Genomic DNA, 22619 nt, shown 5'->3' with positions numbered 1-22619 from the left:
CTACTTCCTTTCAAGGTAACTTAGGCACTATTTTACACATAATTAAAGCATCTTCTGGTGGATTTTCGTAGTAATGTTTTCGACGACTGATCACTTCAAACCCGCTGGCTATGTATAATTTCTGGGCAGCTTCATTACTAAGACGAACTTCCAAAAAAACTTTGGTCAGCTCTTGATTGCTAGCCACATTTTCAAATAACGTGGCCAATAAAGCTTTGGCAACGCCTTGACGGCTCCAATTAGGATGAACCCCTAGGTTGGTGATTTCTACTTCATCTAATATTTGATGACAACTGATAAACCCCACCGCGTCTTCAATCTCCGCCAAAAAATACAGACTTCGTTCTCCTCGTAGATCTCCAGCAAACTGATCAAAACGCCAAGGGCTTTTTCCATAAGCATTTTTTGCTAAATCAAATAAGACTTGAGGGTCTTCGTGTTTAAAATAGCGTCGAATTTTTAATTTATTCTTCAAGGTATTTCACCATATCCAAAGCATCCTCATTACTTTCATCATAATAAGCCTCTTTAATCGCTCTTGATACGTAGCCTAGTTTCCTATACAGACGTTGGGCATCTCGATTACTTAATCGCACTTCCAGTGACATGGTCCGACAGCCACGCTTTTTGGCAAAGTCTTCTACTTGTTGCAACAAAAAAGTACCAACTCCCACCCCTTGAAACTCAGGCAAGACTGCCACATTGGTCACATGACCGTCCTCTCCAATAATACGACAGCCACAAAAAGCCACAATTTCTTGTTCTTTTTCCGCACAGAGATACAAATGAGACAATGGAGAGACCAACTCTGAAACAAAAGCAGAACGTGCCCAAGGTAAGCTCCCTGAGTAAACAGCTCGCTGTACTTCAATCAATTCTTTAATGTCTTCCGTGGTCAATTCTCGAATCACAAAATGTTCTTGACCGATAGTAGCCACAACTCGTTCAAACTGAGGGGCTTCTTTGACTCCTAGATTTTGCCAAAGTTCCTTAAATCTTTTCAACATACGCCTCATTCCCCGGTGTATGGGTCATCAGCCACTTTTCCTCAGCCTCTACCCGTTTTAAATATTGCGGCACAAACCCATCAATCTCTGAAACTGGTTTAGCTTTTGCTCCTAAAGTAGCTAAAGTAATGCCACTAGGTACATCCCAAGTCGGCGTAGGAGCAAATTTTCCTTGAGGCAGTGCTTCTAAAATCGCGTCTTGAAATTTTGGCCGATCCAAGCCTAAAAATAAGACTTCTTTTTCAGATTGTAGTTTTTCTAAGAGTTCCGCTAAGGCCACATGACGGTCTGGTAAAACGGTGACCAACTTTTTATTGGACCAGCGATAGACTCCAGCATAGACGTTTTGCCTACGCGCATCAAATAAAGGCACGATTAACCCTTGATAGCCTACTGCATTGGCCGCTAAGGTTTCTAAACTAGAAATTCCCACTAAATCAATTTTTAGCGTTTTCGCCAAGGTTTTCGCCGTGGTCACACCGATGCGCAAGCCCGTATAAGAACCCGGACCTTCTGCTACAACGATGCGCTGGAGATCTTTTGGCTGCCAATTTACTTGTTTCATCAACTGATCAATGGCGGGCATCAAAGTCGTGCTATGATTTTTATTAGTAGTAGTCGTCACTTCCCCCACCAGCTTACCAGCTTCCAGTAAACCTACTGCTAGAGTTTGATTGGAGGTGTCAAATGCCAAGATTTTCATCGATTATGGTCCTTCTTTCAGATACTTACAAATAGAGTATTATAGCATAAGCTTATGTATTTTAAAAGAGGCTAGACAAGGAGTACCCCTTAGTCAGCCTCTTTGTTAATTTGTGGAGTCGCGTAAGACTAGCTCCGTGCCAATGGTAATCTTCCGTGGCACGGGGGCCTTTTCTTTGGCTAAATCCAAGATTGTGGTTAAAGCCAATTCCCCCATCCACTCTGTAGGAACGTGAACGGTGGACAAGGCGGGCATCACGTATTTGGCTACAGAAACATCATTAAAACCAATCACCGAAATATCCCCTGGCACTTTAAGTCCCGCTTCTTGAATTGCTCGCAAGGCTCCTACTCCCAAGGCATCACTGGAAGCAAAGAGAGCTGTGGGTATCTCCTTCCCTGTAGCTAGAAAATCTTTCATGGCTTCATAGCCACCCTCTACGGTAAAGTCACCGGCTAATACAAAGTCTGGATTATACAAGCGCAACTGACTCATGCGCTGTTGGAAGTATTGCCGACGAGGATCCGCAATTTCATGATGGTTGACCTTGGTGTATTCCAAACCAGCTAAAATGCCAATCTTCTCGTGACCGGTTTTGACAAAGTGATCAATGACCGCATCCACAGACATTTGAAAATCCACCACTAAGGAATCTTGACCGTAATTCATCCCATCAAAATCCACAAACAAAACCGGCTCTTCCCGTTTTTGCAAGACTTTGACTTCTCTTGCATCAAATTTTCCCAGTGCAATAATGCCATCGGTCTTTTCTTCACTTAACTCATCCAAACTTTCTTTCATTAAGCGGATATTCAACTCTTCGGCTTTTTCTTCAATTCCCAGCCGAATCGCCAAATAATACAAATCATCCAGTTCTTCTTCGGAGTCATACCACATAATCAGGCGAATGACTTGTTTTTCTACCTTTTGTTTTTTCTGGTGTTTGGTGTAATTTAACGCCTCTGCTACTTCAAAAATTCGCTTTTTCGTCTCTTGCCCCACAGCAAGAGACGAGTCATAATTCAAAACCCGAGAAACGGTGGCCGGCGAGACCCCCGCTTGTTTGGCAATATCTTTAATGGTAGCCATCTGCCAGCCTCCTTTACTACAAACTTTCGATAAACCGACTAAAAGCAGCTTGACCAGCTTCATCCCGTTTAAAGACGCCGGCATGTTCTAAAACTTTGGCAAAGACCAAACCGACTTCTTTTTGAACAATTTCTTGAACATTTTCAGCAGTGAACTGATAGCGAGCTTTCAATTCTTCTGCCCAAGGAAGATGGTAATCAGCAATGTGATTGTCACTAGCCAATAAATAGTTTTGCACTTCTACTAACTCAGTGGCCAAACGCGGTGGCAAGACTGCTAATCCCATCACTTCGATTAAACCGATATTTTCTTTTTTAATGTGTTGCACTTCTGGATGGGGATGGAAAATCCCTTCTGGAAATTCTTGAGAGACATTGTTATCTCGCAAGACTAAATCCATCTCATAAAATTCCCCATTTTTCCGGGCAATCGGCGTAATCGTATGATGCGGCGTGCCATCTGCTGAGTAGGCATTGACGTCCACACTAGGATCAGAATACCCCTTCCAAGCTTCCAAAACAAACTCACTAGCTGCCACTAATTGCGCTGTTTCTTTTGACTGCAAACGAATCACGGACATCGGCCACTTGACGATGCCAGCCTTGACTTGGGTAAAGCCTGACAAGTCAAAGCTGCGTTCCACTGGTGCTTTTGCCATGGCAAAGTCATGACGACCACCTTGATAGTGATCGTGGCTTAAAATTGAGCCGCCTACAATCGGCAAGTCCGCATTAGAGCCTACGAAATAATGAGGCAAGACTTTAATCACTTTCAACAAGCGTTCAAAAGTTTGCCGATTGATTTTCATTGGCCGATGTTCAGCCGCTAACACGATACAATGCTCGTTGTAATAAGCATAAGGAGAGTATTGGAAGCCCCAAGCCTCCCCGTCTAAATTCATACGAATAATCCGGTGATTGGTGCGGGCCGGATAGTTCAACCGTCCTTTGTAGCCTTCATTTTCCATACAAAGCATACACTTCGGATAATCTACAGAAACACTATTGCGTTGAGCGGCAATTTCTTTGGGATCTTTTTCTGGTTTCGAAAGATTAATGGTGATTTCCAATGTGCCATATTCTGTCTCTACAGGAAAAAGGATATTTTTGGCAATGGCCCGAGTTTTAATATAGTCATTGGTTTTGCACAACTCAAAGAAATAATCGGTAGCTTCTTTAGGGTCTTTGGCATAATGTTGAGCAAACAAAGCATTGACTACAGAAGGTGGTGGCGTCATTAAGTCCATAATTTGGGCTTCCAAAATTTCTTTTTCAGCTAAAGTATCGCCAATTACGCCGTTTTCTTTGGCTTGGGCAATTAGTTCATCCAATAACTCCACCGAAGTCCGTTCACAAGACTTCACTTCCACTTCACCTAAAGCGTCTTCGCCAATCAAGCCTAGAAGACGATTTTGCAAGTAGAGACGATCCATATCCATCCAGCCACCAAAATGAATGGCTAAGGTGGTGAAATCAAAAATAGTTTGACTCAGTGTCATGAAACTGCCTCCTAGTCTTCGTAGCCATGAGGATGGCTCACATGCCAATTCCAAGCGGTACGAATAATTTCTTTAATATCAGTGTATTCTGGTGTCCAACCTAAAATGTTGCGCGCTTTTTCACTAGAAGCAACCAATTGAGCAGGATCCCCTGCCCGACGAGGAACGATTTCAGCGGGAATTTCTTTACCCGTCACCACACGAGCGGCATCAAGCATTTCTTTTACGGAATAGCCATCGTTAGAGCCAAGGTTAAAGGCATCAGAGGAATTACCGGCTTTCAAGTATTCCAAGGCTAAGATATGAGCGGCGATTAAATCTTCTACTTGCACATAATCCCGGATACAAGTGCCATCTGGTGTAGCATAGTCATCTCCAAAGATTTTTAGAGAATCCCGTTGTCCTAGGGCTACTTGTAAAATAATCGGAACTAAATGAGTTTCCGGATTGTGGTCTTCGCCAATAGAAGCATCAGATTTCGCTCCCGCTACGTTGAAATAACGCAATGCCACGTATTTCATGTCATAGGCGTTGTCGCACCATTTCATCATTTTTTCCATCATCAATTTGCTTTCGCCATAAGGATTTTTAGGATTTGTAGGCATATCTTCAGAAATCGGTACTACTTCTGGTTCCCCATAAGTTGCGGCAGTGGAAGAAAAGACAATGTGCTTCACATCATGGTCTTTCATGACTTCTAATAAAACTTGCATGCCGTAGACGTTGTTATTAAAATACATCAATGGTTTTTCTACAGATTCGCCCACTAATGAGAAAGCCGCAAAGTGCATGACACCGTCGATTGTTTCTTGTTCAAAGACATTGTTCAAAAATTCTTTATCCCGAATGTCCCCTTCATAAAATTTGGCTTTTTCGTGAACCGCTGCTTTGTGGCCCGTAAACAAGCTGTCCACTACCACTACTTCATATCCTTTATTAATTAATTGATCCACTGCATGGGAGCCGATATAACCCGCTCCACCTAATACTAAAATTGCCATTGTTTTTCCTCCTTTTTGGTTTCCTATGTCTAGATTGCTTAGCCTAACTTCCGTGCCCCATCGTCAATCGATGCCCGATAAATATCTGTTTCATAGCCGATGACTTCTTCATAAGCAGATTTCACGTTGTTCACAAAGTTTTCCCATTGGCTATTGTGTACCAACGCAATGGCACAACCACCAAAACCAGCGCCCGTCATGCGTGCTCCTAAAACTCCCGGCTGCACTTGAGCCGTTGCCACTAACGTATCCAATTCCACACCTGTAACTTCATAATCATCTCGCAAAGACGCATGAGAAGCATCTAACAATTTCCCAAAAGCTTCCAAGTCGCCCGCAACTAAGGCTGCCTTCGCTTTTAGCGTCCGTTCGTTTTCCGTTACCGCATGTTTGGCCCGCTTAATTAAGATTTCATCTCCAATTAAGTCTTTGTTAGCATTGAAAGTTGCTTCATCCAATTCTCCCAATGATTTAATGGATAATTTGGTTTGCAGACGACTTAGGGCTTCCTCACATTCCGCTCGCCGTTCGTTGTACTTGGAATCGGCTAATTCCCGACGTTTATTCGTATTCATAATAGCTACCACATATTCCCCAAACTCAGCGGGTACCAATTCGTATTCCAACGTATTGGTATCCAAAAGAATCGCATGGTCTTTTTTGCCCATTCCAATGGCAAATTGATCCATAATACCAGAATTCACACCAATAAACTTGTTTTCTACTCGTTTGCCAATTTCAACAAGGTCAATCATTTTTACCTTTAAGTCGAAAAGGTCATTTAAGATTACCCCAGTTAATAATTCGATGGAAGCAGACGAAGAAAGACCGGCACCATTGGGAATTGTACCATAATATAAAATATCCATGCCACTAGCAATCGTATACCCATCGGATTTCAAGAATTTCATCATGCCTTTTGGATAGTTAGTCCAATCGTCTTCTTTACGAAATTCCAAATCATGAATGGAAAACTCAATCACGCCTTTTTCTGGGAAGTTTTCGGAATACAAGCGCACCCGGTCATCCTCACGTTTTTTTGCCAAGCCATAAGTCCCGATGGTAATTGAGGCCGGAAAAACATAACCTCCATTATAGTCCGTATGTTCTCCAATTAAATTAATTCGTCCGGGAGCAAAATATTCTCCTGTAGCTTTCTCAGCAAATTTTTCTTGGAAAATCCCTTGCAAGTCTTTTTCCATGATGGACACCTCTTCTTTGTATTTTAGTAAATTCATTCTACAATATTTACTAAATATTTTCAAGAGAAGAATCAAATCTTAAAAGAATCCCTTTTTCCTAGTAGAATTGCCGATTTTAAGGGTTTTTCCTTTCCATTTTGAGAAGCTTGTTCCATAATAAACAGAGAAGCAAATAATCAAGAGGAGTGAATCAATATGAAAAAATTCGTTTCCGGATTAGTAGTAGGCACTTTGGCTACTGTGGCAGCTGCTGCGGGTTTTGCCGTTGCTGTAAAAAAACAAGTCATCGACCCCATCGATGAAAAAGAAGCTATGATTGAAGAAAATCGTAAAAAAGCTATGCGCAAACGTGTCGCTCGCTAATAGTAGCTTACGCCTCGAAGGAAACTTCGAGGTTTTTTTTAGACTTTGTTTGACTGAAAAAATTCGTTCCCTCTTTTTCGCGGACTCAATTCTCCCATCAAAAAAAACTGCCAAAAGCTAGATTAAAAATCTAACTTTTGGCAGTCGCTATAAACTTACTTTTATTTTGATTTTGTTTTTCCCGTCCATTCGGTGAAGCCGTCTTTTAAGATGTAAATATCTTGGTAACCTTGTTTTTTCAATTTAATCGCAGTACGGACAGCCAAAGCTTTTTTCCGTTCGTAAAGATAAATCGGTTGATCTTTACGGATACTGTTATAGGAATTCGTCAAGACAGAATAAGGAATATTCCGAGCGCCTAAAATATGTCCTGCATTAAATTCATCCCGTTCCCGCACATCTAAAACTTGAGCTTTGCGCATGCCTTCTTTGAACTCTTCTTCTGTTAACATTTTTGAAGAACGACGACCTTGAATGTAAATGTACAATTCATAAAGTCCGATTCCTAATAAAATCAAGGCCAAAATGCCGTTGATAACCCACATGGTGTTGATTGCTGCTAATACCTTCATGCCAAATTCCTTCCTCATTTGACCTTAGCGAAAAGCTAAAGTAATTTTTTCATTTACGCAAATTGTAACGCTAATGAACCGGCGCCAATCACACCTGCTTCATTGCCCAATTCAGCTAATTTAATTTTAGTAGATTCTTGAACTTGAGGGAAGGTAAACTGGTTAAAGTATTTTTCCACTCGACTACGTAAGAATTCTCCAGCCGCAGAAACGCCACCACCGATGACGATACTTGCTGGGTTTAATGTATTTCCTAGATTCCCACAAGCAAGACCTAAATAAAAACAAACTTTGTCTACCACCATTAACGCTAAGGCGTCATCTGCTTGGGCAAGTTCGAAGACATCTTTTGAGCTAATGTCTTCCCCATCATCAAGGTGTTGTTTCAATTCAGAATCCCCAGCGTATTCTTCTGCTAACGTCCGAGCTACCCGTACCACACCAGTAGCACTAGAAACCGTTTCTAAACAGCCCCGCTTGCCGCAAGTACATTCATAACCTTCTGGATCTACAGTAATATGACCGATTTCCCCAGCACAGCCAGCAGCGCCATGCAGTAGTTGTCCCGCAGCTACAATCCCACCACCAACACCAGTGCCTAAAGTGATAAAGATAACATCTGGATTGTTTTCTCCAGCACCTTTCCAGCGCTCACCTAGTGCGGCCACATTGGCATCATTGTCAATGGCTAGTTTAATCTTTGTACCCGTTTCAATTTGTTCCCGTACTGGTTGTAAAGTTGTCCAGTTTAAATTATAAGCACCGATTACGGTTCCTGCTTCTTGATCCACACTACCTGGAGTCCCCATGCCAATGCCGATAAAATCTTCTGGCTGCATACCATATAATCCTAAATGATGATTAATTGACTCCACAATATCGGGAACAATGTGACTGCCGTCATCTAATACATTGGATTCAATACTCCATTTTTGTTGAATCTCACCTTCTAGGGTCATAATCGCAAACTTCGCTGTCGTCCCACCCAGGTCAATGCCGATAATCTTTTTGTCCATTTTGCTACACTCCTGTTCTGATTACTCTATTCCTCTTTTTGCGCTTCTCGGCCTTCTTCAATGTGATGCTCCCGTCTGAGAATATGCCAGGCAGTCATATACGTATCTCGATCCACTAAGCTGCTATCATAGAGCTTTCTTAGTTCAATCTGCATAAGCTCAATATCCCAAATTCGTTTGCCCACATAGACAATAATACCGAAACGCTTTAATAATTGTTGTACATCATAAAGACTTTCCATTTTCAACACACCTAACCATTATACAAGTATTCCGTATTTTTTTAAACCATAGAAAAGACAAATTGCAAAAAGAAATCCATAAACAAAACCGGTAAGAATTCGGGTATGAATCGAGTAACGACCAGGATTATTGGGTAAAGCAATCGTATTGCCTAATAAAAGCCCACCAATGATGCCGCCCACGTGTCCCCAAATGTCAATGGAGCGATCAAACATGCCAAAGACCAGACTTAACAAGACAAATAAGGCAAATTGTCGCACCATTCCTTGAATTGCCGGATTGCGACGAAAATAGATTCCCAAAATCAAGAAAGCACCAAAAATCCCAAATATAGCGGTACTAGAGCCTGCAGACTGAATCCCTGCTGTATTAAAGGCAAAACTAAAAGCATTGCCTAACACGCCACTGAGCAAATACAGGCATAAAAAACGACTATGGCCGTACAAAGCTTCTACTTGTTGGCCTATAAAATATAAAACAATCGAATTAATGGCGTAGTGACTCAAACCAAAATGTAAGAAAATCGGCGTGATAAAACGCCAGTATTGTTGATAGTAGGCTACAAAAGGACCAAACATAACCCCTTTTTCTTGTAGTTGTAAAGTTGGTAGCAAATAATTTAATAAGAAGACAATGGTTTGAATCGCAATTAAACTATACGTGATATAAGGGCCTGTGCGCCAATGCTTCACTGTTTGCTTGATGGTCTGATTCATCTAGTTTCCTCTCTTTTCTAAGCAATCCGTAATGATTCGCTGAACAGGTACATCAAACGTATCTGGTTGCCAGCCACTTGCCAGCTGTTCTTGAAAGACCAAGCTTATCGTCTTCCCAGAAAAATCAGTTAAAAAGCGATCATAGTAACCACCACCGTAGCCAATGCGATACCCTTCAGGTGAGAATAATAACCCGGGCACTAGCAACAAATCAATTTCTTCTTTGAGTACTGGCTGCTTATCTACAGGCTCTTCAATACCAAAAGCTGATTTAGCATAGATACTTTTAGATCCCACCTCATGAAAGAGTAATTGTCGCTGAGGTAGCACTTCTGGTACTACCAGACGTTTTCCTTGGGCAAATCCATGGAAAAAGATCAGCTCGTTGTTAAATTCCTCTTTTGTAGAACGCACTAAACCGATTGTTTGTGCCTTTTGCCAAGCTTCACTGGCAAATAGCAGCTGACGGATTATCAATTCTTTATCTTCTTTGCGCTTAGGTTGTTGGCTGAGTTTCTTTAAAACGGCTTGGCCTTTTTTACGCAATTCTGCTTTTTCCAACCGCTACACCTCCAGTAGTATACATTCATATGAAAATAGTAACGAAAAAAAGCTTAAATGGCAAACATAGGGAGATTTCCTCAAAAATTACGTCTCAAGAGGATGACTAAGAAATAAGGAGCACCGATGATAGCTATCAAAATTCCTGCGGGCACTTCACCATTGGTAAGAAGCATTCGTCCTAGGGTATCTGCTAATAATACAATAATGCCCCCGCAAAGAGCCGTCATAGAATAAGAAAAATTGCGACTTAGCGCTTTTGCAATATGGGGAGCCAAAAGACCAAGAAAGGCCAAATTCCCAGAAAACGCCACTGAAACAGAGGCTAACATCGCCGCAATTGCCAATAGATAAGTTTGTTCACGATCGACTGCCACACCTAAGCTCAAGGCATTTTCTCGCCCCAAACTCAATAAGCGTAAAACAGGTTGGCGCCACCACCCTAGCACCCCTAGAAAACTAATCCAGACAAACAGAATTCCTGCATGTTCCCACGTTACACCCCAAATTGACCCTGCCAACCAACTCATCACAAATTGATAACTTTCTTTGGCAATTTTAATGGTCAACAGCAGCGTCAAAGCCCCCATTCCCGCATTAACCGCAATCCCAGAAAGCAACAACTTATTCATGGATAAGCCATTTACGCGACTAGCAAAAGCAATGAAATAGACTAAAATCGCACTAATAAGCCCTCCTACTACGGCAAGTACAGGTAAAAGAAAGGGTGAACCTTGGGCAAATAAACCTAAATAAAGCATAACAAAAAGTCCCGCCCCGCTATTAATCCCTAAAAAGCTGGCATCTGCCAATTCATTGCGGGTCACCCCTTGAAGCAAGTAACCACTTAAAGCCAAACCAGCCCCGGATAAAAGAGCTACCAAACTACGGGGCAAGCGAAAATTCCAGAAAGTCAAATTCAAGCTACGACTGGCCTTGCCACTAATTAAGCTCAACCAGTCAGGCAAGGTTATCATCCGCTGTCCTAACGAAAGACTTATGATAAAAACCACTAACAGCAACAAAAAAGCCAAACTATAATTTTTTTTCATCAGTCTGTCACCTGCCAAACTTTATACAGTAGAAAGGGAACGCCAATTACCGATAACAAAATGCCAAAGGGCGTTTCAAAAGGTGGATTAATCATACGTCCAGCAAAATCAGCCACTAAGACTAACAAAGCACCACCTAAAAAACTAAAGGGTAATAATAGACGGTAATCACTTCCAGTAAAATGTCTCATGACATGAGGAACTAACAAGCCTACAAAGCTGACTGGCCCTACTAGAGAAACACTGCCACCAACCATTACCATTACCAAAAATAAAACACTTCCTCGGATTAAAGCAGGATTTCTCCCTAGGCTAATTGCGGTCTCTTCACCTAATAACAAAATATTGACTTCCCGAGTCAAAAGCCAACTAAAACACAATGCTACGCCAATCAGCGGACTTACGGTCAAAAGTTGTTGCCAAGTGACATTGGCCGTTCCGCCGATAAACCAAAAAGCTAGATCTTGCTGTAAATTAAAATACAAGCCTAGCCCTTGACTCACCGCTTGAAAAAAGCCACTAATGGCGACCCCAGCTAAAACCAGTCCTACTTCACTACGAGCATTTTGGCTAAATTGAGTGATACAAAAGATCAACAACGTCGCCACTAAAGCCCCCAAAAAAGAAAACAAGGCCACACTATTGGCACTAGCTGTCGGAAAAAATACAAAACTTAAAGCCAACCCCAAGGCCGCGCCTCCATTAATTCCCAACAAACCAGAGTCAGCTAGTGGATTACGAGTCACCCCTTGAATCAGACATCCCCCCGCTGCAAAAGAGCCACCAATTAACAAATCCGTCAACAAGCGTGGCAAGCGAATATTGCGAATGATCTGTTGTTCTTGATTTCCAGAATCAAAATCAGTCAGTGCTTTGAGCACCGTTTCAAAATGTATCTCTGCTGCTCCCCAAAAAAGACTCCACAAAAAAAAGCCTAAAAGGGCAGCTAATAAAATTCCTAGCAAAAAAAATAGACTGCGCTTCTGCATTAAACTTCACCTACCTCTGCCTGGATTTCGTAGGTTAAAATTACCGGCTTACCAGAAGGCAGCTGAACTATTTCAGCGTCAATCCCAAATAGTTGAGCCATCCCTTCTTTGGTCAAAGCTTCATTAGGACTCCCTTCTAAAATTAGGTGCCCATCCTTCATACCATACAGATAATCACAAAAACGAGAAGCTAAATTCAAATCATGAATAGACATCAAAATAGTCTTGTGATTTTTTTGATTGATTTCTTCCAATAAGTTCAAAACTTCTAGTTGATGGGCTGGATCCAAATAGGTAGTCGGCTCATCTAGTATCAAAATCTCCGTATCTTGAGCCAACGCCATGGCGATCCAAACCCGCTGGCGTTGTCCCCCGGATAAAGCATTGATATTTCGATCTGCCAGCTTAGTTAAACCGGTAGCTTGTAATGCCCACTCAATCTGTTGGTGGTCAGCTAAACTCAGCTGTCGAAAGCCCTTAACATAAGGATAGCGACCATAGCTCACCACTTCTTTAACACTAAGGACAAGATTAGCCACTGAACCTTGGGCCAACATGGCAATTTTTTTGGCAACTTCTTTAGAAGGATACTTCTCAATTAGTTGATCATCCAACCATATTTGCCCTGCCTCTGGTGTCAAAATACGCGCCAAGGCTTTTAAAAAAGTCGATTTACCGCTGCCATTAGGTCCAATCAACCCAATGATTTTCCCCTCTGGGAGAGTAACATTTAATTCTTGAATAATCCGGCGCTTCTCGTAACTTACAGATAAGTTATGAGCTTTTAGCTGTGTCATTTTTCTGCCCTCTTCCAATTGATAATCATTTTCAATTATGACTACTCCGAAATGATTCGTCAACACAAATCCAAAATCTAAGGCTTATTTTTCATATTGACAATGGGCATTAATCTGTTATTCTTTCAATTGATAATCATTCTCAATTAATTATGGAAGGAATTTTTCTGATATGAAACGATTTGCTTTGATTCCCTTACTACTGATTACAGCTTTATTATCTGCTTGCGGCAATACCGATTCCACCACCAAAACAAGCACAAGTGCTAACGACATTACCCTCACAGATAATCTGGACCACAAAGTGACAATCCCCGCCAACCCCAAACGGATTATCGCAAGCTATTTAGAAGACTATCTTGTCGCACTGGATGAAAAACCGGTGGCGCAATGGACAGTTGGCTCCGGCTCGATCCAAGGCTATTTACAAGATGAACTAAAAGATATCCCTACAATCAATTACGACCTCCCTTATGAGTCAGTTTTAGAATTCGAACCTGATTTGTTATTGATTGGGGACAATGCCACTGTAGAAGGTGGTAAATATGATGAATACAATAAAATTGCGCCAACTTATGTAGTAAAAAATGGTTCAGATATCTCTTGGGAAGAAAAATTAACAGATATTGCAACAGTCTTACAAAAGGAATCCAAAGCTGAAAAAGTCTTAGCAGATTATGATTCTTTGATTGAAGAAACGAAGTCTAAATTGGCTACTAAGATTGAAGGACATTCCGTAGCCGTTTTATGGGTTACCAATAACACAGCCTTTATGGTGGCAAAAGACCGTTCTAGTGGTGACCTTTTGTACAATCAACTAGGTTTTGACGTACCTAACCTCACCGCTGAAATCAGCGAATCAGCAACCTCCGACTGGTCTCAAGTTTCCTTGGAAAAATTAGCCCAACTAGATGCTGATTATTTGATTTTAGTAAACTCCGATCAAGGTGCTGCAATGTTCCAAGATGAAATTTGGCAAAACATTCCTGCGGTAAAAAATCAGCAAGTCTGGGAATTTGGTCCTGAAAAAAGCTGGCTTTACAACGGTCCCATCGCATACACCAAAATGGTGGAAGATGTACAAGAAAAATTAAATTAATCTTCAATTAAGCTTTCGAGACTATTCTTTACTCATTCCAAAAATACTTTTCATTTCCGAAACGCGTCGATACCCCCTATCGACGCGTTTTTGTCATGATGTCATTATCAAAAAAACATTTTGTTCCGCTTCTTCTGAGTAAAAAAATGCTTTTTTTGGGAAAACTGGGTCAAAAAAAAGAAAAACCCTCTGAAACCGTAGTCTCAAAGGGTTCAAACAAAGCTTATTTTGTTTCCCGATGTAAAGTAACTTTTCTTTCGCGTGGGCAATATTTTTTCTTTTCCAAGCGATCAGGGTTGTTACGTTTGTTTTTGCTTGTTAAGTAGTTACGTTCTTTGCAAGAAGTACACTCTAATGTGATGTTTACGCGCATTTTATTCCCTCCCCTGCTACTAAAATCCAACTAAGATTTCTCTCAGACCAAATTATAATACCATGAATTCTATTTTCTGGCTAGTCTTTTTAGCAATTTTGTTAAGTAGTTTTACTTGACGAAAGAAACTTCAAAAAAACTAGAATAATGCTATCTCGCTAAATCAAAGGCTCTCTCTTGCTTCAAGATAACTGTCTGCACCTTTATTCGCTAAAAAAAGGTGATTTGCATCATCGTTCCAACTTAACCAATCACTACAAATAAAGCCGAGGATCATCATTAACCCTCGGCTTTCTCCATATTCGACTTAGTTCAATTGGTCTGCATAGACTTCATCTACAGTTTGCTCTGGATTGATTACGATGTAAAGGCTCTTGGTCTTTTCTGATATCCGCGTAGATTGATATTCATTGTCCAAACCTTCTGTATCCAAATCTTTATATGGGAAGTAGACCATATCAGGCTTGCCGGATTGGAATAAAATTTCCATTTTTTCGATATCTTGGTATTTCAATGCCCGGTTAAACATGCCTAATTCCAGGCCACCTAAGTTAATGTCTTGGGTTGCTACGTGATCGCCTTCTTGGTAGATTTCAATCTTGAAACCAGCACAAGGATGGATTTCCACAAAGCTACTGCCGTTAATACGACCAAAGCTTGTGGTGATTTGCTTAATCCACAAATCCCCTATATATCGACGTTCAATGGTCCAAGTTTCCCCATTGCGAAAATGGAATTTTAACGCTTTCATTTCTCTTGACATACTCATCGCTCCTTAAAATGACTTTACTCATTTAGTGTAGCACAAAGTCGCAGTAGTTCACACGAAAATGACTTCCTACTCCCTTTTAGAGTTTTTTCAAGAAACGCTCTTTTTCTACAATGAAGCGTTCATGATTGCCTTTGCCTACTAGTTTTTCTCCTTCATAAACCGTGAAAGAGAAGACAACTTTTGTGCCCGCATGTTCATACACTGCTACTCGTACGGTAACAGTCGCCCCAACTGCAGTAGGCGCTAAGTGTTCAATGGATAAAAAACCTCCTACTGAAGTTTTTCCTTCTGGCAGTTCTTGTTGTAACTCTTCGTAGCAGGCGTTTTCCACCATGGCCACCATGGCCGGAGTAGCTAAAACAGCCAGGCCACCAGAGCCTAATGCTTCTGCTGTGATTTCCTTTGTAACTGTATATTCTTTTGCAAATGTTTGTTCCATTATCCTTGCTCCTTTAAATAGGCCGTCGCTAATGCTAGCAACGGTACTTTTTCATTTTGGCAATTTTTTTCTACCACTGCTTGTTCCAAATAGGCTAATACTTCTTTGAGCCAAATTCCAGGTTTCTTTTGAAAATGTTGCAATAAATCATGGCCGTTTACCCCTAACTCGCTTAGTGAATGAATCGGCAATGCTTCAAGGCCTGCTTTTACATTGGCAAAATGGGTTTTTAATCCATAATAAGGCAATAGACTTTCCACCACTAAAGCTTTTTCTTGCAACCGATAGAGTTCCATCGGTGTGAAACTAGCCTGTTTTCTTTTTTGTAAGCCCCAGAGAAGTTCCCGGCAAGTCCGACGAAACTCATTGGAAACTTTCCACTGGCGTAAAAATGGCCCGACTAGCTCTTCACTAAGTCCTAATTGATCTAACAAGACCGTCCAAGCAGCTTCTTGCGTGGCAAAGACTTCAGTGGGTAATGCCGCAAAGCTCAGAAGTCCCGCACCTTTTTCCCGTAACCCGGGACAATATTGGTAACATTCTGTAGCCACAAATTTCTCAATGGCGTCTTTACGGTAGTCCCCTAATAGTAATTTCGTAAATTCAATAAAAATCCGCTCCACGGAAATTTTTCCCAGTAAAGCATGATTCTCTAAAATTGCCGCAAAAGTTTCATTTTCAAAAGTGAAGCCTAACTGGCTAACAAAGCGCAACCCTCGCATCATGCGCAACGCATCTTCATGAAATCGTTCATGGGGATTTCCTACTGCTCGCAAAATTTTGGCTTCTAAATCCACCAAACCTTCAAACAAATCAATTACCGTGCCGTCTTCTTGTACTGCAAAGGCGTTAATGGTGAAATCCCGACGCTTCAAATCCTCGGCTAAAGAGCGCACAAAAGAAACATGATCTGGACGACGAAAGTCCTGATAAGTGGATTCCGTCCGAAAAGTGGTGATTTCATATTGTTCTTCATCAGTCAAAACCAAAACCGTGCCGTGTTCAATGCCCACATCCACCGTACGCGGGAAAATAGCCTTGATTTCAGCGGGAAATGCACTAGTGGCAATGTCCACATCATGGATCGGATGACCTAGCAATACATCCCGTACACTGCCCCCCACAAAATACGCTTCATAGCCAGATGCTTGGATTTGCGCCATCACCGGTAGCGCTTGTTGAAATTCAATGGGTAAAGTCCTTAATTTCATGTTTGTTGCTCCTCTTGCTCGAGTTTGCGGCCGTCTTTTCGTTCAAAACGAAAACGATCCCGTTGATTGAATTTTACCATATTCTCTTCAAAGACTTCTGTTAAGTCGATATTTAATGAATTGGCCATGATCAAAGTAACAAAGAGTACATCCCCTAATTCTTCTGCCACCGTTTTTTCTGCTTCCGTAGCTTTTTTCGGTTTCTCTCCATAATAATGATTGACTTCTCTAGCCAATTCCCCGACTTCCTCAGTTAAGCGAGCTATTTGAGACAAGGGGCTAAAATAGCCGGCTTTGAATTGTTGAATGTAGTCATCTACTTCTTGCTGCATCGACGCCAATGAACGTTCTTGCAAATCAAGTCCCTCCTTTAGGCTCTCCTTTCATAGGAATGGAATGCCTCTGCTTTATCTTAACAAAAGATGGGCGCTTTTCCTAGCAGTGAACAATTGTGAGAAATGAAAATTCATGATACATTTACAAGGGTGTCTGTAACTACTAAGACATGGAGAATGGAGGAATTATATTGAAATTAGATCGCATCGGTCGTGATATTTTTGTCATTTTATTAGGAACGTGTATTTATGCCTTTGGCTTAGTCTTTGTAAACATTCCCAATCATTTGGCAGAAGGTGGCGTAACCGGGATTACCTTGATTTTCCGAGCGCTCTTTGGCATTAATCCAGCCCTGAGCACCTTACTCTTAAATATTCCCATCATCGCCTTAGGAGGTCGGATTCTTGGTCGCCGTTCATTTTTTTATACCATTATCGGCACCTTTGCTTTATCCGGTTGGCTTTTTATTTGGCAAAAAGTTCCTTTCAACATTGATTTAGATCATGATTTATTGATTTCTGCATTAATTGCCGGACTTTTAGGTGGTTTTGGTAGTGGGATTATCTATCGCGTGGGTGGAACCACTGGCGGTAGTGATGTCATCGCCCGGATTTTGGAACAAAAATTTGGCGTTTCGGTTGGACGAACCTTGTTTCTCTTAGATATTTTGATTTTGACTGCTTCTTTAACTTATATTGATTTAAAACGAATGATGTACACATTGATTTTTTCTTATGTCTTTTCTCATATTGTAGATGCGATTCTCGATGGTGGTTATTCTGCTCGAGGTGTCTTAGTGATTTCCAATAAATCTGAAGAAATTGCGCCGAAACTGATGAATGAATTGGAACGAGGGGTTAGTTTCCTCCACGGAGAAGGCGGTTATTCTGGCGTGGATAAGAAGATCATTTACATGGTAGTCAGTGCTCGTGAAGTCTCTGAGGTCAAACGGATTATCCATGAATATGATGAGCAAGCCTTTGTTTCCGTGATCAATGTCCATGAAGTAGAAGGAGAAGGATTCACTTACTTACGACCTAAGAAAAAACTTTTTGCAAAAAAGAAAGCTAGTTAGCCGAACTTCTTGTCAAGATTTTATGGAATACCCGATAAGTAATTATCAAATTCCATGAAATCCAATTGCACTATTTGCTTACTCAAAAAGCGATTCTCGTTTTGATTTTTCATCAACGAGAATCGCTTTTTTTATGGACTAAGAGATTATAGCTAAAGGAGTTCCTTTGGCTTTTCTTATTCCACGGTTTTCTTTTGGGGTTCCCCTAATACTTCATTGACTTCTTGTGAAAGGTGGAAAAATGTCTCCTTATCCCCTTTTTCCAAGGCTTCGTCAATCTGTTGGTACAGTTTTTGGACTTGGGCTTGACGCTCTTCTGCGGCTAGATAGTCCTCGATTGCGGTCAAAATTTCTTGGTCAATCGATTCATTCCAAGTCAGATAAGGATTGTCTTCTAAAATCGACAAATAGCTAGGGTGCTCCCATGAATTGGCAAAGAAACATTCAATGTACATGGGCTCTTTCCAATTCAAACGAATTTCGTGGAAAATCTGATCGCTATCGGTAAAGCTTTTACCTTCTAAATACAAGGTCAGTGCTTCTCCTACCACGGAAAGATCCCGAATGACGATTCCTCGTTTGGTGGCTTCTGCGTGTTCTACAAAATGGACATTGGCTAAAATGGCTTCGTGATTGGCCAGGTAGTTTAAAATCCAGGAAACCTCCCGGCGATTAAAAGTCACATTTTGAATTAGCCAATCCAAAAAGCTTTTCTTTTCCCGAACATCTACATCCATATTCCTCACCTGTCCTTTCTTTGACTATTGCAGGGCATCGATGATGGATTGCACTTCCAAATCTCCCGGTTCATGTTCCAAATAATGGCTCAACAAGTTTAGGGCTTCTTTTAGACGTCCTTCGTCCCGTAAGAAAATCCCGTATTCTTTCATAAATTCCGGTTCGTGATCCAATTCAATGGCCGCTTTTTCATAGTGAATGGCCGCTTCGTCAAAATCTTCCAACTGGTTGTAGGCATTGGCTAAATTCCATTGGGCAAAAGCATCATCGGGATTTTCCATCTGTTCAACGGTGGTGATTACTTGATCGTATTGCTCTTCTTTTAAATAAAGATTGCTGAGCATAAACAAGGTTTCATCAAGTTTTTCACCGGTTTCTAAGGCTTGTTGCAAATACTCTTCAGCTTTTTTGGCATCTTTTAGTCGGTAGATATTTTCCGATGCAAACTGATAGAAGTCCACTTGATAAGGGTTTTCGTGAATTCCTTCTTCAATCACGTCTTGAGCTTCTTCTAATTGTTCGTCTTCTTGCAACGCTTCAGCTAAATACAAATAAGTCGATTGATAATGAGGATTTAGTGCCCGTAATTTTTGTAAATACAAAATGGCTTGTTGATTTTCCTTTAACTGTAAATAGACAAAGGCCGTGTGGAACAATAAATCATCACTATCGCTGTCTTTCAAAGCTTGTTCTAAGTGGGGTAAAGATTCTTCAAATTTTCCTTCCATACTTAAGGCTGTACCCAGACGTTCTTCTAATTGAATCCCCCCAAGTTCGGTAATTTTAGAATTTAAGAGAATTTGATAAATCGTCGCCGCATCACCAAAGCGATCTGTAGTAAAATACAATTCAGCTAAGGCAAACTGAATCAAGGGCTCATCAGGCAAAATTTTAGCCGCTTCTTCTAACTTGGCTTCACTGACTTCGGGAATTCCCAACATTTGATACAAATCCGCTGAAAGCAATAGTGCTTGTGGATAATAATCGCTGTCTTTTGTCACTTCTTCAATATAGGTAAAGGCCTCGTCGATTTGATCGTCTTCAATGGCGATTTCTGCTAACGCCAACAAGACTTCTTCATGGCCCGGAAAGCGGCTTAAAAGTTTATGAAAAACTTCCTTAGCCTCTTCTAAAAAACCAATTTGCACCAATTGATCTCCTAATTGAAACAAAACATCGTTATCATCATGGGCCAAAGCTTCTTGTAAAGCAACTTGAGCTCCCGGCAAATCTTCCTTTTCCAAGGCTTGTAACATTTGAATACTATAAGAATTATTCATGATCAAATTCGCTCCATTATTTCTTGATAAGATTCCGTCAAGCGTAATAATTCTGGGCTTTCCGGTTGTCTTTTTTCTTTTAACTTGCCAATCTTATGATAAATTCCTGCAGGTGGCAAGTCTTTGGCAACTTGTAACACTTGAATACTGTAATCAGTTAAAGAAAAATATTCCGGTAAATCCATTGGCAACCCGATCCGTTTTAACCATTGGAAAAATTTAACTACGTCCAAGTCCAAAGGTGTCACTTGCTGATTCCACAATAAATGAAACAAAATCCCCCACATGCGCTTCATATTCGCTGACAATAGATGCCCTTTATCCGTCTGATAAAAAGCCAATTCAAAAACTTTTCCATAGGCTTCGATCTCTTCTTGGCGCTCTTCATAAAAGTGAGCCAACTGGGGCACAAAGCTTACAAAGGAACGGCTATACACCTTTTGACGATTGGAAAAATTTTGGTAGAGATTTTGCAAAAATTGACTGTCACAAACTAAACCACAGCGCAATAATAGGATAAAATCTACCAATTTCCCTTCCCCTTGCGCTTCAGTCATAGTCTGATCAAAAAAGACCCAGCGCGGCAAGTTTTCAACTGCTAACACACCTTGACCCTGCATGCCTACTAGTTCACAACGACTGACCAAAGACTGGGCTAATGAACGCAATGAAACGCTAAAACAACAAAATTCACTGGATAAAACCGAAGTCTTTTCCAAAAAACCGGTTAAAGCCGTTACCCCTTCATTGCCATAGCTACAAAAAAGATACTTTTGATTTTTAGAAAAACGCTCCACAAAGGCTAATACCTCTTGAAACTCTTGCATATTATTGCTATAGAGCTGGTTACGACAAATGTACCAATCAATATCCAAGCTCTGTTGAAACAACTGCGTAATCTTTTCAAAGGAACGGTCATAGTATTTCTGATTGGTTAAAATAATTACGTGACAATCTTTGCCAAAATCAACTGGAATCGCCTTGTTCAAAGGCTCGCCAAAGGTTACCAGAGACTGCCGGTGATTTTTCTCATAAACCAATTCCATGACCATCACTCCTTACTTAATTTTATCACTAATCTTATTGAATCCAAAAGAATATCCCTAACTTTCAGGAAAAAGCGCCATTTTCTCCTATCTTTTATGGTAAAAATGAAAAAAAGCCAAGACACCTAAAACTCACTAGGTATCTTGGCTAAAGTATTCTTTGATTTTTTCTACACCAATAACGTATACAAAGAGGCATTATCCCGCAAATTAATGTATTCTGGATCGAAATCGGCTAAGTTTTTAAGCAATTGCGCCAAAGATTTCGGATCCTTTAACAAAATGCCAATAACTACCGGACCAGTCCCCCGATTGATTTTCTTTGTATATTCAAATCTTGTTATATCATCATCTGGCCCTAACACCTGTGACACAAATTCTTTTAATGCTCCAGGACGTTGGGGAAAATTCACCACAAAATAATGTTTCAATCCTTCATAGACTAACGAGCGTTCCTCAATCTCTCCCATGCGATTGATATCATTATTGCCTCCAGAAATGACACAAATCACGGTTTTCCCCCGAATCGTTTCTTGCATCAAATCCAAAGCTGCTACACTTAACGCACCTGCTGGCTCACAAACGATAGCTTGTTTGCTGTAAAGATCTAAAATCGTAGAACAGACTAACCCTTCATCCACTGCGATTAATTCATCCACGTAGGCTAAGGCGTGCTCATAAGTCAGGCTCCCCACTTCTTCTACCGCTGCCCCATCTACAAATTTATCGACTTTAGTTAAAGGTATTGGTCCTTTATTGTCAAAGGCCGCTTGCATGGAACTTGCTCCCAAAGGTTCCACCCCAATGACTTTCGTTGCAGGGCTGGTGTTTTTCACGTAGGCTCCCACACCACTGATTAAACCACCACCACCGATGGCCGCTACTACATAGTCTGCTTGATAGCCTTCTGATGCTGCATCTGCCATCATCTCTAAGGCTAACGTGCCTTGTCCCGCAATAATATCTGGATCATTAAATGGATCAATAAAAGTCATCCCATGTTCTTTTGCATATTCCCGGGCGGCTTGGGCGGAGCGGTCAAAGGTATCTCCCACCAATTGAATTTCTACTTGTGCTCCACCGAAAAAGCGTACCTGGGATATTTTTTGCTGAGGAGTAGTAGTAGGCATAAAGATAACCGCTTTTGACCCGATTTCTTGACAGGTGTACGCCACGCCTTGAGCATGGTTGCCTGCACTGGCACAGACCACACCATTGGCCAATTGTTCAGACTTTAATTGCGTAATGGCATAGTAAGCCCCACGCAGTTTAAAGGAACGAACTTTTTGCAAGTCTTCTCGCTTTAATAAAATCGTCGCCCCATATTTTTCTGATAACGACCGGTCATATTGTAATGGCGTACGACTCACTGCTTTTTTCAACAGTTGATAAGCTTGGCGCACTTGTACATCGGTTACTAATGCCACAAAAATCCCCCCTT

27 protein-coding genes are annotated in these 22619 nt (G+C 41.1%); 3 read left to right on the top strand and 24 right to left on the bottom strand.

The window, feature by feature from the left end:
• Positions 1 to 10: 10 nt before the first annotated feature.
• From rimI (AB5754_RS05385) to AB5754_RS05355, 7 genes are all read right to left on the bottom strand, one after another.
• Entirely contained in the window at positions 11 to 475 is a 465-nt protein-coding gene (gene rimI / locus AB5754_RS05385; protein ID WP_368251490.1) for a ribosomal protein S18-alanine N-acetyltransferase, read from the bottom strand.
• The gene (gene rimI, locus AB5754_RS05380; RefSeq protein WP_368251491.1) at positions 465 to 1007 is read right to left on the bottom strand and encodes a ribosomal protein S18-alanine N-acetyltransferase; all 543 of its coding nucleotides are present in this window, start codon (positions 1005 to 1007) and stop codon (positions 465 to 467) included. The genes rimI (AB5754_RS05385) and rimI (AB5754_RS05380) overlap by 11 nt, the downstream gene beginning before the upstream one ends.
• Positions 991 to 1710 carry a tRNA (adenosine(37)-N6)-threonylcarbamoyltransferase complex dimerization subunit type 1 TsaB gene (gene tsaB, locus AB5754_RS05375; RefSeq protein ID WP_368251492.1) on the bottom strand — a complete coding sequence of 240 codons (720 nt, stop codon included), beginning with the start codon at positions 1708 to 1710 and terminating at the stop codon, positions 991 to 993. The genes rimI (AB5754_RS05380) and tsaB overlap by 17 nt, the downstream gene beginning before the upstream one ends.
• Before the next feature lie 105 nt (positions 1711 to 1815).
• Positions 1816 to 2799 (bottom strand): LacI family DNA-binding transcriptional regulator, encoded by a 984-nt coding sequence (locus AB5754_RS05370; protein WP_311833465.1) that lies wholly within the window; start codon positions 2797 to 2799, stop codon positions 1816 to 1818.
• 16 nt (positions 2800 to 2815) lie between these two features.
• A complete protein-coding gene (galT, locus tag AB5754_RS05365; RefSeq protein WP_368251493.1) occupies positions 2816 to 4297 on the bottom strand; it encodes a UDP-glucose--hexose-1-phosphate uridylyltransferase in 1482 nt (493 codons plus the stop codon).
• An 11-nt stretch (positions 4298 to 4308) separates the two neighbouring features.
• Positions 4309 to 5298: a UDP-glucose 4-epimerase GalE gene (gene galE / locus AB5754_RS05360; RefSeq protein ID WP_368251494.1), complete on the bottom strand. Its 990-nt coding sequence runs from the start codon at positions 5296 to 5298 to the stop codon at positions 4309 to 4311.
• Positions 5299 to 5336: 38 nt separating this feature from the next.
• Entirely contained in the window at positions 5337 to 6500 is a 1164-nt protein-coding gene (locus tag AB5754_RS05355; protein WP_368251495.1) for a galactokinase, read from the bottom strand.
• 195 nt (positions 6501 to 6695) lie between these two features.
• Between AB5754_RS05355 and AB5754_RS05350 the strand changes: the two genes are divergently transcribed.
• Entirely contained in the window at positions 6696 to 6863 is a 168-nt protein-coding gene (locus AB5754_RS05350; RefSeq protein WP_311833461.1) for a DUF3042 family protein, read from the top strand.
• Between the two features lie 161 nt (positions 6864 to 7024).
• Here AB5754_RS05350 and AB5754_RS05345 read toward each other — a convergent pair whose 3' ends face one another.
• The 8 genes from AB5754_RS05345 to AB5754_RS05310 form a co-directional block, all read right to left on the bottom strand.
• Positions 7025 to 7435 (bottom strand): rhodanese-like domain-containing protein, encoded by a 411-nt coding sequence (locus AB5754_RS05345; RefSeq protein ID WP_311833460.1) that lies wholly within the window; start codon positions 7433 to 7435, stop codon positions 7025 to 7027.
• Positions 7436 to 7488: 53 nt separating this feature from the next.
• On the bottom strand, positions 7489 to 8451 hold the full coding sequence (locus tag AB5754_RS05340; RefSeq protein ID WP_368259499.1) for an ROK family glucokinase: 963 nt from the start codon (positions 8449 to 8451) through the stop codon (positions 7489 to 7491).
• 26 nt (positions 8452 to 8477) lie between these two features.
• Positions 8478 to 8693 (bottom strand): YqgQ family protein, encoded by a 216-nt coding sequence (locus AB5754_RS05335; protein ID WP_311833458.1) that lies wholly within the window; start codon positions 8691 to 8693, stop codon positions 8478 to 8480.
• A gap of 18 nt (positions 8694 to 8711) precedes the next feature.
• On the bottom strand, positions 8712 to 9410 hold the full coding sequence (locus AB5754_RS05330) for a rhomboid family intramembrane serine protease (protein ID WP_311833457.1): 699 nt from the start codon (positions 9408 to 9410) through the stop codon (positions 8712 to 8714).
• Complete coding sequence (locus AB5754_RS05325) at positions 9411 to 9971, bottom strand: 5-formyltetrahydrofolate cyclo-ligase (RefSeq protein ID WP_368251497.1); 561 nt, start codon at positions 9969 to 9971, stop codon at positions 9411 to 9413.
• Positions 9972 to 10051: 80 nt separating this feature from the next.
• A complete protein-coding gene (locus AB5754_RS05320) occupies positions 10052 to 11023 on the bottom strand; it encodes a FecCD family ABC transporter permease (RefSeq protein ID WP_368251498.1) in 972 nt (323 codons plus the stop codon).
• Positions 11023 to 12012: a FecCD family ABC transporter permease gene (locus AB5754_RS05315; RefSeq protein ID WP_368251499.1), complete on the bottom strand. Its 990-nt coding sequence runs from the start codon at positions 12010 to 12012 to the stop codon at positions 11023 to 11025. The genes AB5754_RS05320 and AB5754_RS05315 overlap by 1 nt, the downstream gene beginning before the upstream one ends.
• Positions 12012 to 12809, bottom strand: coding sequence for an ABC transporter ATP-binding protein (locus tag AB5754_RS05310; protein WP_368251500.1), 798 nt, complete (start codon positions 12807 to 12809; stop codon positions 12012 to 12014). Before AB5754_RS05310 ends, AB5754_RS05315 begins: the two co-directional genes overlap by 1 nt.
• A 172-nt stretch (positions 12810 to 12981) precedes the next feature.
• Between AB5754_RS05310 and AB5754_RS05305 the strand changes: the two genes are divergently transcribed.
• Positions 12982 to 13908, top strand: a complete 927-nt coding sequence (locus tag AB5754_RS05305) for an ABC transporter substrate-binding protein (protein ID WP_368251501.1) — start codon at positions 12982 to 12984, stop codon at positions 13906 to 13908.
• A gap of 223 nt (positions 13909 to 14131) precedes the next feature.
• Here the strand turns inward: AB5754_RS05305 and rpmG are convergent, their stop codons facing one another.
• From rpmG to AB5754_RS05280, 5 genes are all read right to left on the bottom strand, one after another.
• The gene (gene rpmG / locus AB5754_RS05300) at positions 14132 to 14281 is read right to left on the bottom strand and encodes a 50S ribosomal protein L33 (RefSeq protein WP_010753318.1); all 150 of its coding nucleotides are present in this window, start codon (positions 14279 to 14281) and stop codon (positions 14132 to 14134) included.
• A 307-nt stretch (positions 14282 to 14588) separates the two neighbouring features.
• On the bottom strand, positions 14589 to 15044 hold the full coding sequence (locus tag AB5754_RS05295; protein ID WP_368251502.1) for a hypothetical protein: 456 nt from the start codon (positions 15042 to 15044) through the stop codon (positions 14589 to 14591).
• 85 nt (positions 15045 to 15129) lie between these two features.
• Positions 15130 to 15492, bottom strand: coding sequence for a thioesterase family protein (locus AB5754_RS05290; protein WP_368251503.1), 363 nt, complete (start codon positions 15490 to 15492; stop codon positions 15130 to 15132).
• The gene (locus AB5754_RS05285; RefSeq protein ID WP_368251504.1) at positions 15492 to 16703 is read right to left on the bottom strand and encodes a CCA tRNA nucleotidyltransferase; all 1212 of its coding nucleotides are present in this window, start codon (positions 16701 to 16703) and stop codon (positions 15492 to 15494) included. Before AB5754_RS05285 ends, AB5754_RS05290 begins: the two co-directional genes overlap by 1 nt.
• Positions 16700 to 17035 (bottom strand): nucleotide pyrophosphohydrolase, encoded by a 336-nt coding sequence (locus AB5754_RS05280; protein ID WP_311833752.1) that lies wholly within the window; start codon positions 17033 to 17035, stop codon positions 16700 to 16702. Before AB5754_RS05280 ends, AB5754_RS05285 begins: the two co-directional genes overlap by 4 nt.
• 173 nt (positions 17036 to 17208) lie before the next feature.
• Here AB5754_RS05280 and AB5754_RS05275 point away from each other — a divergent pair, with 173 nt between their 5' ends.
• On the top strand, positions 17209 to 18114 hold the full coding sequence (locus AB5754_RS05275) for a YitT family protein (RefSeq protein WP_311833448.1): 906 nt from the start codon (positions 17209 to 17211) through the stop codon (positions 18112 to 18114).
• Between the two features lie 176 nt (positions 18115 to 18290).
• Here the strand turns inward: AB5754_RS05275 and AB5754_RS05270 are convergent, their stop codons facing one another.
• From AB5754_RS05270 to ilvA, 4 genes are all read right to left on the bottom strand, one after another.
• Positions 18291 to 18851 (bottom strand): ReoY family proteolytic degradation factor, encoded by a 561-nt coding sequence (locus AB5754_RS05270; protein ID WP_368251505.1) that lies wholly within the window; start codon positions 18849 to 18851, stop codon positions 18291 to 18293.
• 24 nt (positions 18852 to 18875) lie between these two features.
• The gene (locus AB5754_RS05265) at positions 18876 to 20132 is read right to left on the bottom strand and encodes a tetratricopeptide repeat protein (protein ID WP_368251506.1); all 1257 of its coding nucleotides are present in this window, start codon (positions 20130 to 20132) and stop codon (positions 18876 to 18878) included.
• A 2-nt stretch (positions 20133 to 20134) separates the two neighbouring features.
• Positions 20135 to 21178, bottom strand: coding sequence for a hypothetical protein (locus AB5754_RS05260; RefSeq protein ID WP_368259498.1), 1044 nt, complete (start codon positions 21176 to 21178; stop codon positions 20135 to 20137).
• A gap of 170 nt (positions 21179 to 21348) precedes the next feature.
• The gene (gene ilvA, locus AB5754_RS05255; protein WP_368251508.1) at positions 21349 to 22605 is read right to left on the bottom strand and encodes a threonine ammonia-lyase IlvA; all 1257 of its coding nucleotides are present in this window, start codon (positions 22603 to 22605) and stop codon (positions 21349 to 21351) included.
• Positions 22606 to 22619: the final 14 nt, after the last annotated feature.

It is taken from the genome of Enterococcus sp. 2201sp1_2201st1_C11_2201SCRN_220225 (assembly GCF_040925905.1).
Lineage (GTDB): Bacteria > Bacillota > Bacilli > Lactobacillales > Enterococcaceae > Enterococcus_C > Enterococcus_C asini_A.
Note: the sequence above shows the minus strand (reverse complement) of the source record. Positions and strands in the feature narration are given on the sequence as shown.

Bases quoted from the DNA above. Each gene is read 5' to 3' on its own strand.
- rimI (WP_368251491.1), bottom strand. From the start codon at position 1,007: ATGTTGAAAAGATTTAAGGAACTTTGGCAAAATCTAGGAGTCAAAGAA.
- tsaB (WP_368251492.1), bottom strand. From the start codon at position 1,710: ATGAAAATCTTGGCATTTGACACCTCCAATCAAACTCTAGCAGTAGGT.
- AB5754_RS05370 (WP_311833465.1), bottom strand. From the start codon at position 2,799: ATGGCTACCATTAAAGATATTGCCAAACAAGCGGGGGTCTCGCCGGCC.
- galT (WP_368251493.1), bottom strand. From the start codon at position 4,297: ATGACACTGAGTCAAACTATTTTTGATTTCACCACCTTAGCCATTCAT.
- galE (WP_368251494.1), bottom strand. From the start codon at position 5,298: ATGGCAATTTTAGTATTAGGTGGAGCGGGTTATATCGGCTCCCATGCA.
- AB5754_RS05355 (WP_368251495.1), bottom strand. From the start codon at position 6,500: ATGGAAAAAGACTTGCAAGGGATTTTCCAAGAAAAATTTGCTGAGAAA.
- AB5754_RS05350 (WP_311833461.1), top strand. From the start codon at position 6,696: ATGAAAAAATTCGTTTCCGGATTAGTAGTAGGCACTTTGGCTACTGTG.
- AB5754_RS05345 (WP_311833460.1), bottom strand. From the start codon at position 7,435: ATGAAGGTATTAGCAGCAATCAACACCATGTGGGTTATCAACGGCATT.
- AB5754_RS05340 (WP_368259499.1), bottom strand. From the start codon at position 8,451: ATGGACAAAAAGATTATCGGCATTGACCTGGGTGGGACGACAGCGAAG.
- AB5754_RS05335 (WP_311833458.1), bottom strand. From the start codon at position 8,693: ATGGAAAGTCTTTATGATGTACAACAATTATTAAAGCGTTTCGGTATT.
- AB5754_RS05330 (WP_311833457.1), bottom strand. From the start codon at position 9,410: ATGAATCAGACCATCAAGCAAACAGTGAAGCATTGGCGCACAGGCCCT.
- AB5754_RS05320 (WP_368251498.1), bottom strand. From the start codon at position 11,023: ATGAAAAAAAATTATAGTTTGGCTTTTTTGTTGCTGTTAGTGGTTTTT.
- AB5754_RS05315 (WP_368251499.1), bottom strand. From the start codon at position 12,012: ATGCAGAAGCGCAGTCTATTTTTTTTGCTAGGAATTTTATTAGCTGCC.
- AB5754_RS05310 (WP_368251500.1), bottom strand. From the start codon at position 12,809: ATGACACAGCTAAAAGCTCATAACTTATCTGTAAGTTACGAGAAGCGC.
- AB5754_RS05305 (WP_368251501.1), top strand. From the start codon at position 12,982: ATGAAACGATTTGCTTTGATTCCCTTACTACTGATTACAGCTTTATTA.
- rpmG (WP_010753318.1), bottom strand. From the start codon at position 14,281: ATGCGCGTAAACATCACATTAGAGTGTACTTCTTGCAAAGAACGTAAC.
- AB5754_RS05295 (WP_368251502.1), bottom strand. From the start codon at position 15,044: ATGTCAAGAGAAATGAAAGCGTTAAAATTCCATTTTCGCAATGGGGAA.
- AB5754_RS05290 (WP_368251503.1), bottom strand. From the start codon at position 15,492: ATGGAACAAACATTTGCAAAAGAATATACAGTTACAAAGGAAATCACA.
- AB5754_RS05285 (WP_368251504.1), bottom strand. From the start codon at position 16,703: ATGAAATTAAGGACTTTACCCATTGAATTTCAACAAGCGCTACCGGTG.
- AB5754_RS05280 (WP_311833752.1), bottom strand. From the start codon at position 17,035: ATGCAGCAAGAAGTAGATGACTACATTCAACAATTCAAAGCCGGCTAT.
- AB5754_RS05275 (WP_311833448.1), top strand. From the start codon at position 17,209: ATGGAGAATGGAGGAATTATATTGAAATTAGATCGCATCGGTCGTGAT.
- AB5754_RS05270 (WP_368251505.1), bottom strand. From the start codon at position 18,851: ATGGATGTAGATGTTCGGGAAAAGAAAAGCTTTTTGGATTGGCTAATT.
- AB5754_RS05265 (WP_368251506.1), bottom strand. From the start codon at position 20,132: ATGAATAATTCTTATAGTATTCAAATGTTACAAGCCTTGGAAAAGGAA.
- AB5754_RS05260 (WP_368259498.1), bottom strand. From the start codon at position 21,178: ATGGAATTGGTTTATGAGAAAAATCACCGGCAGTCTCTGGTAACCTTT.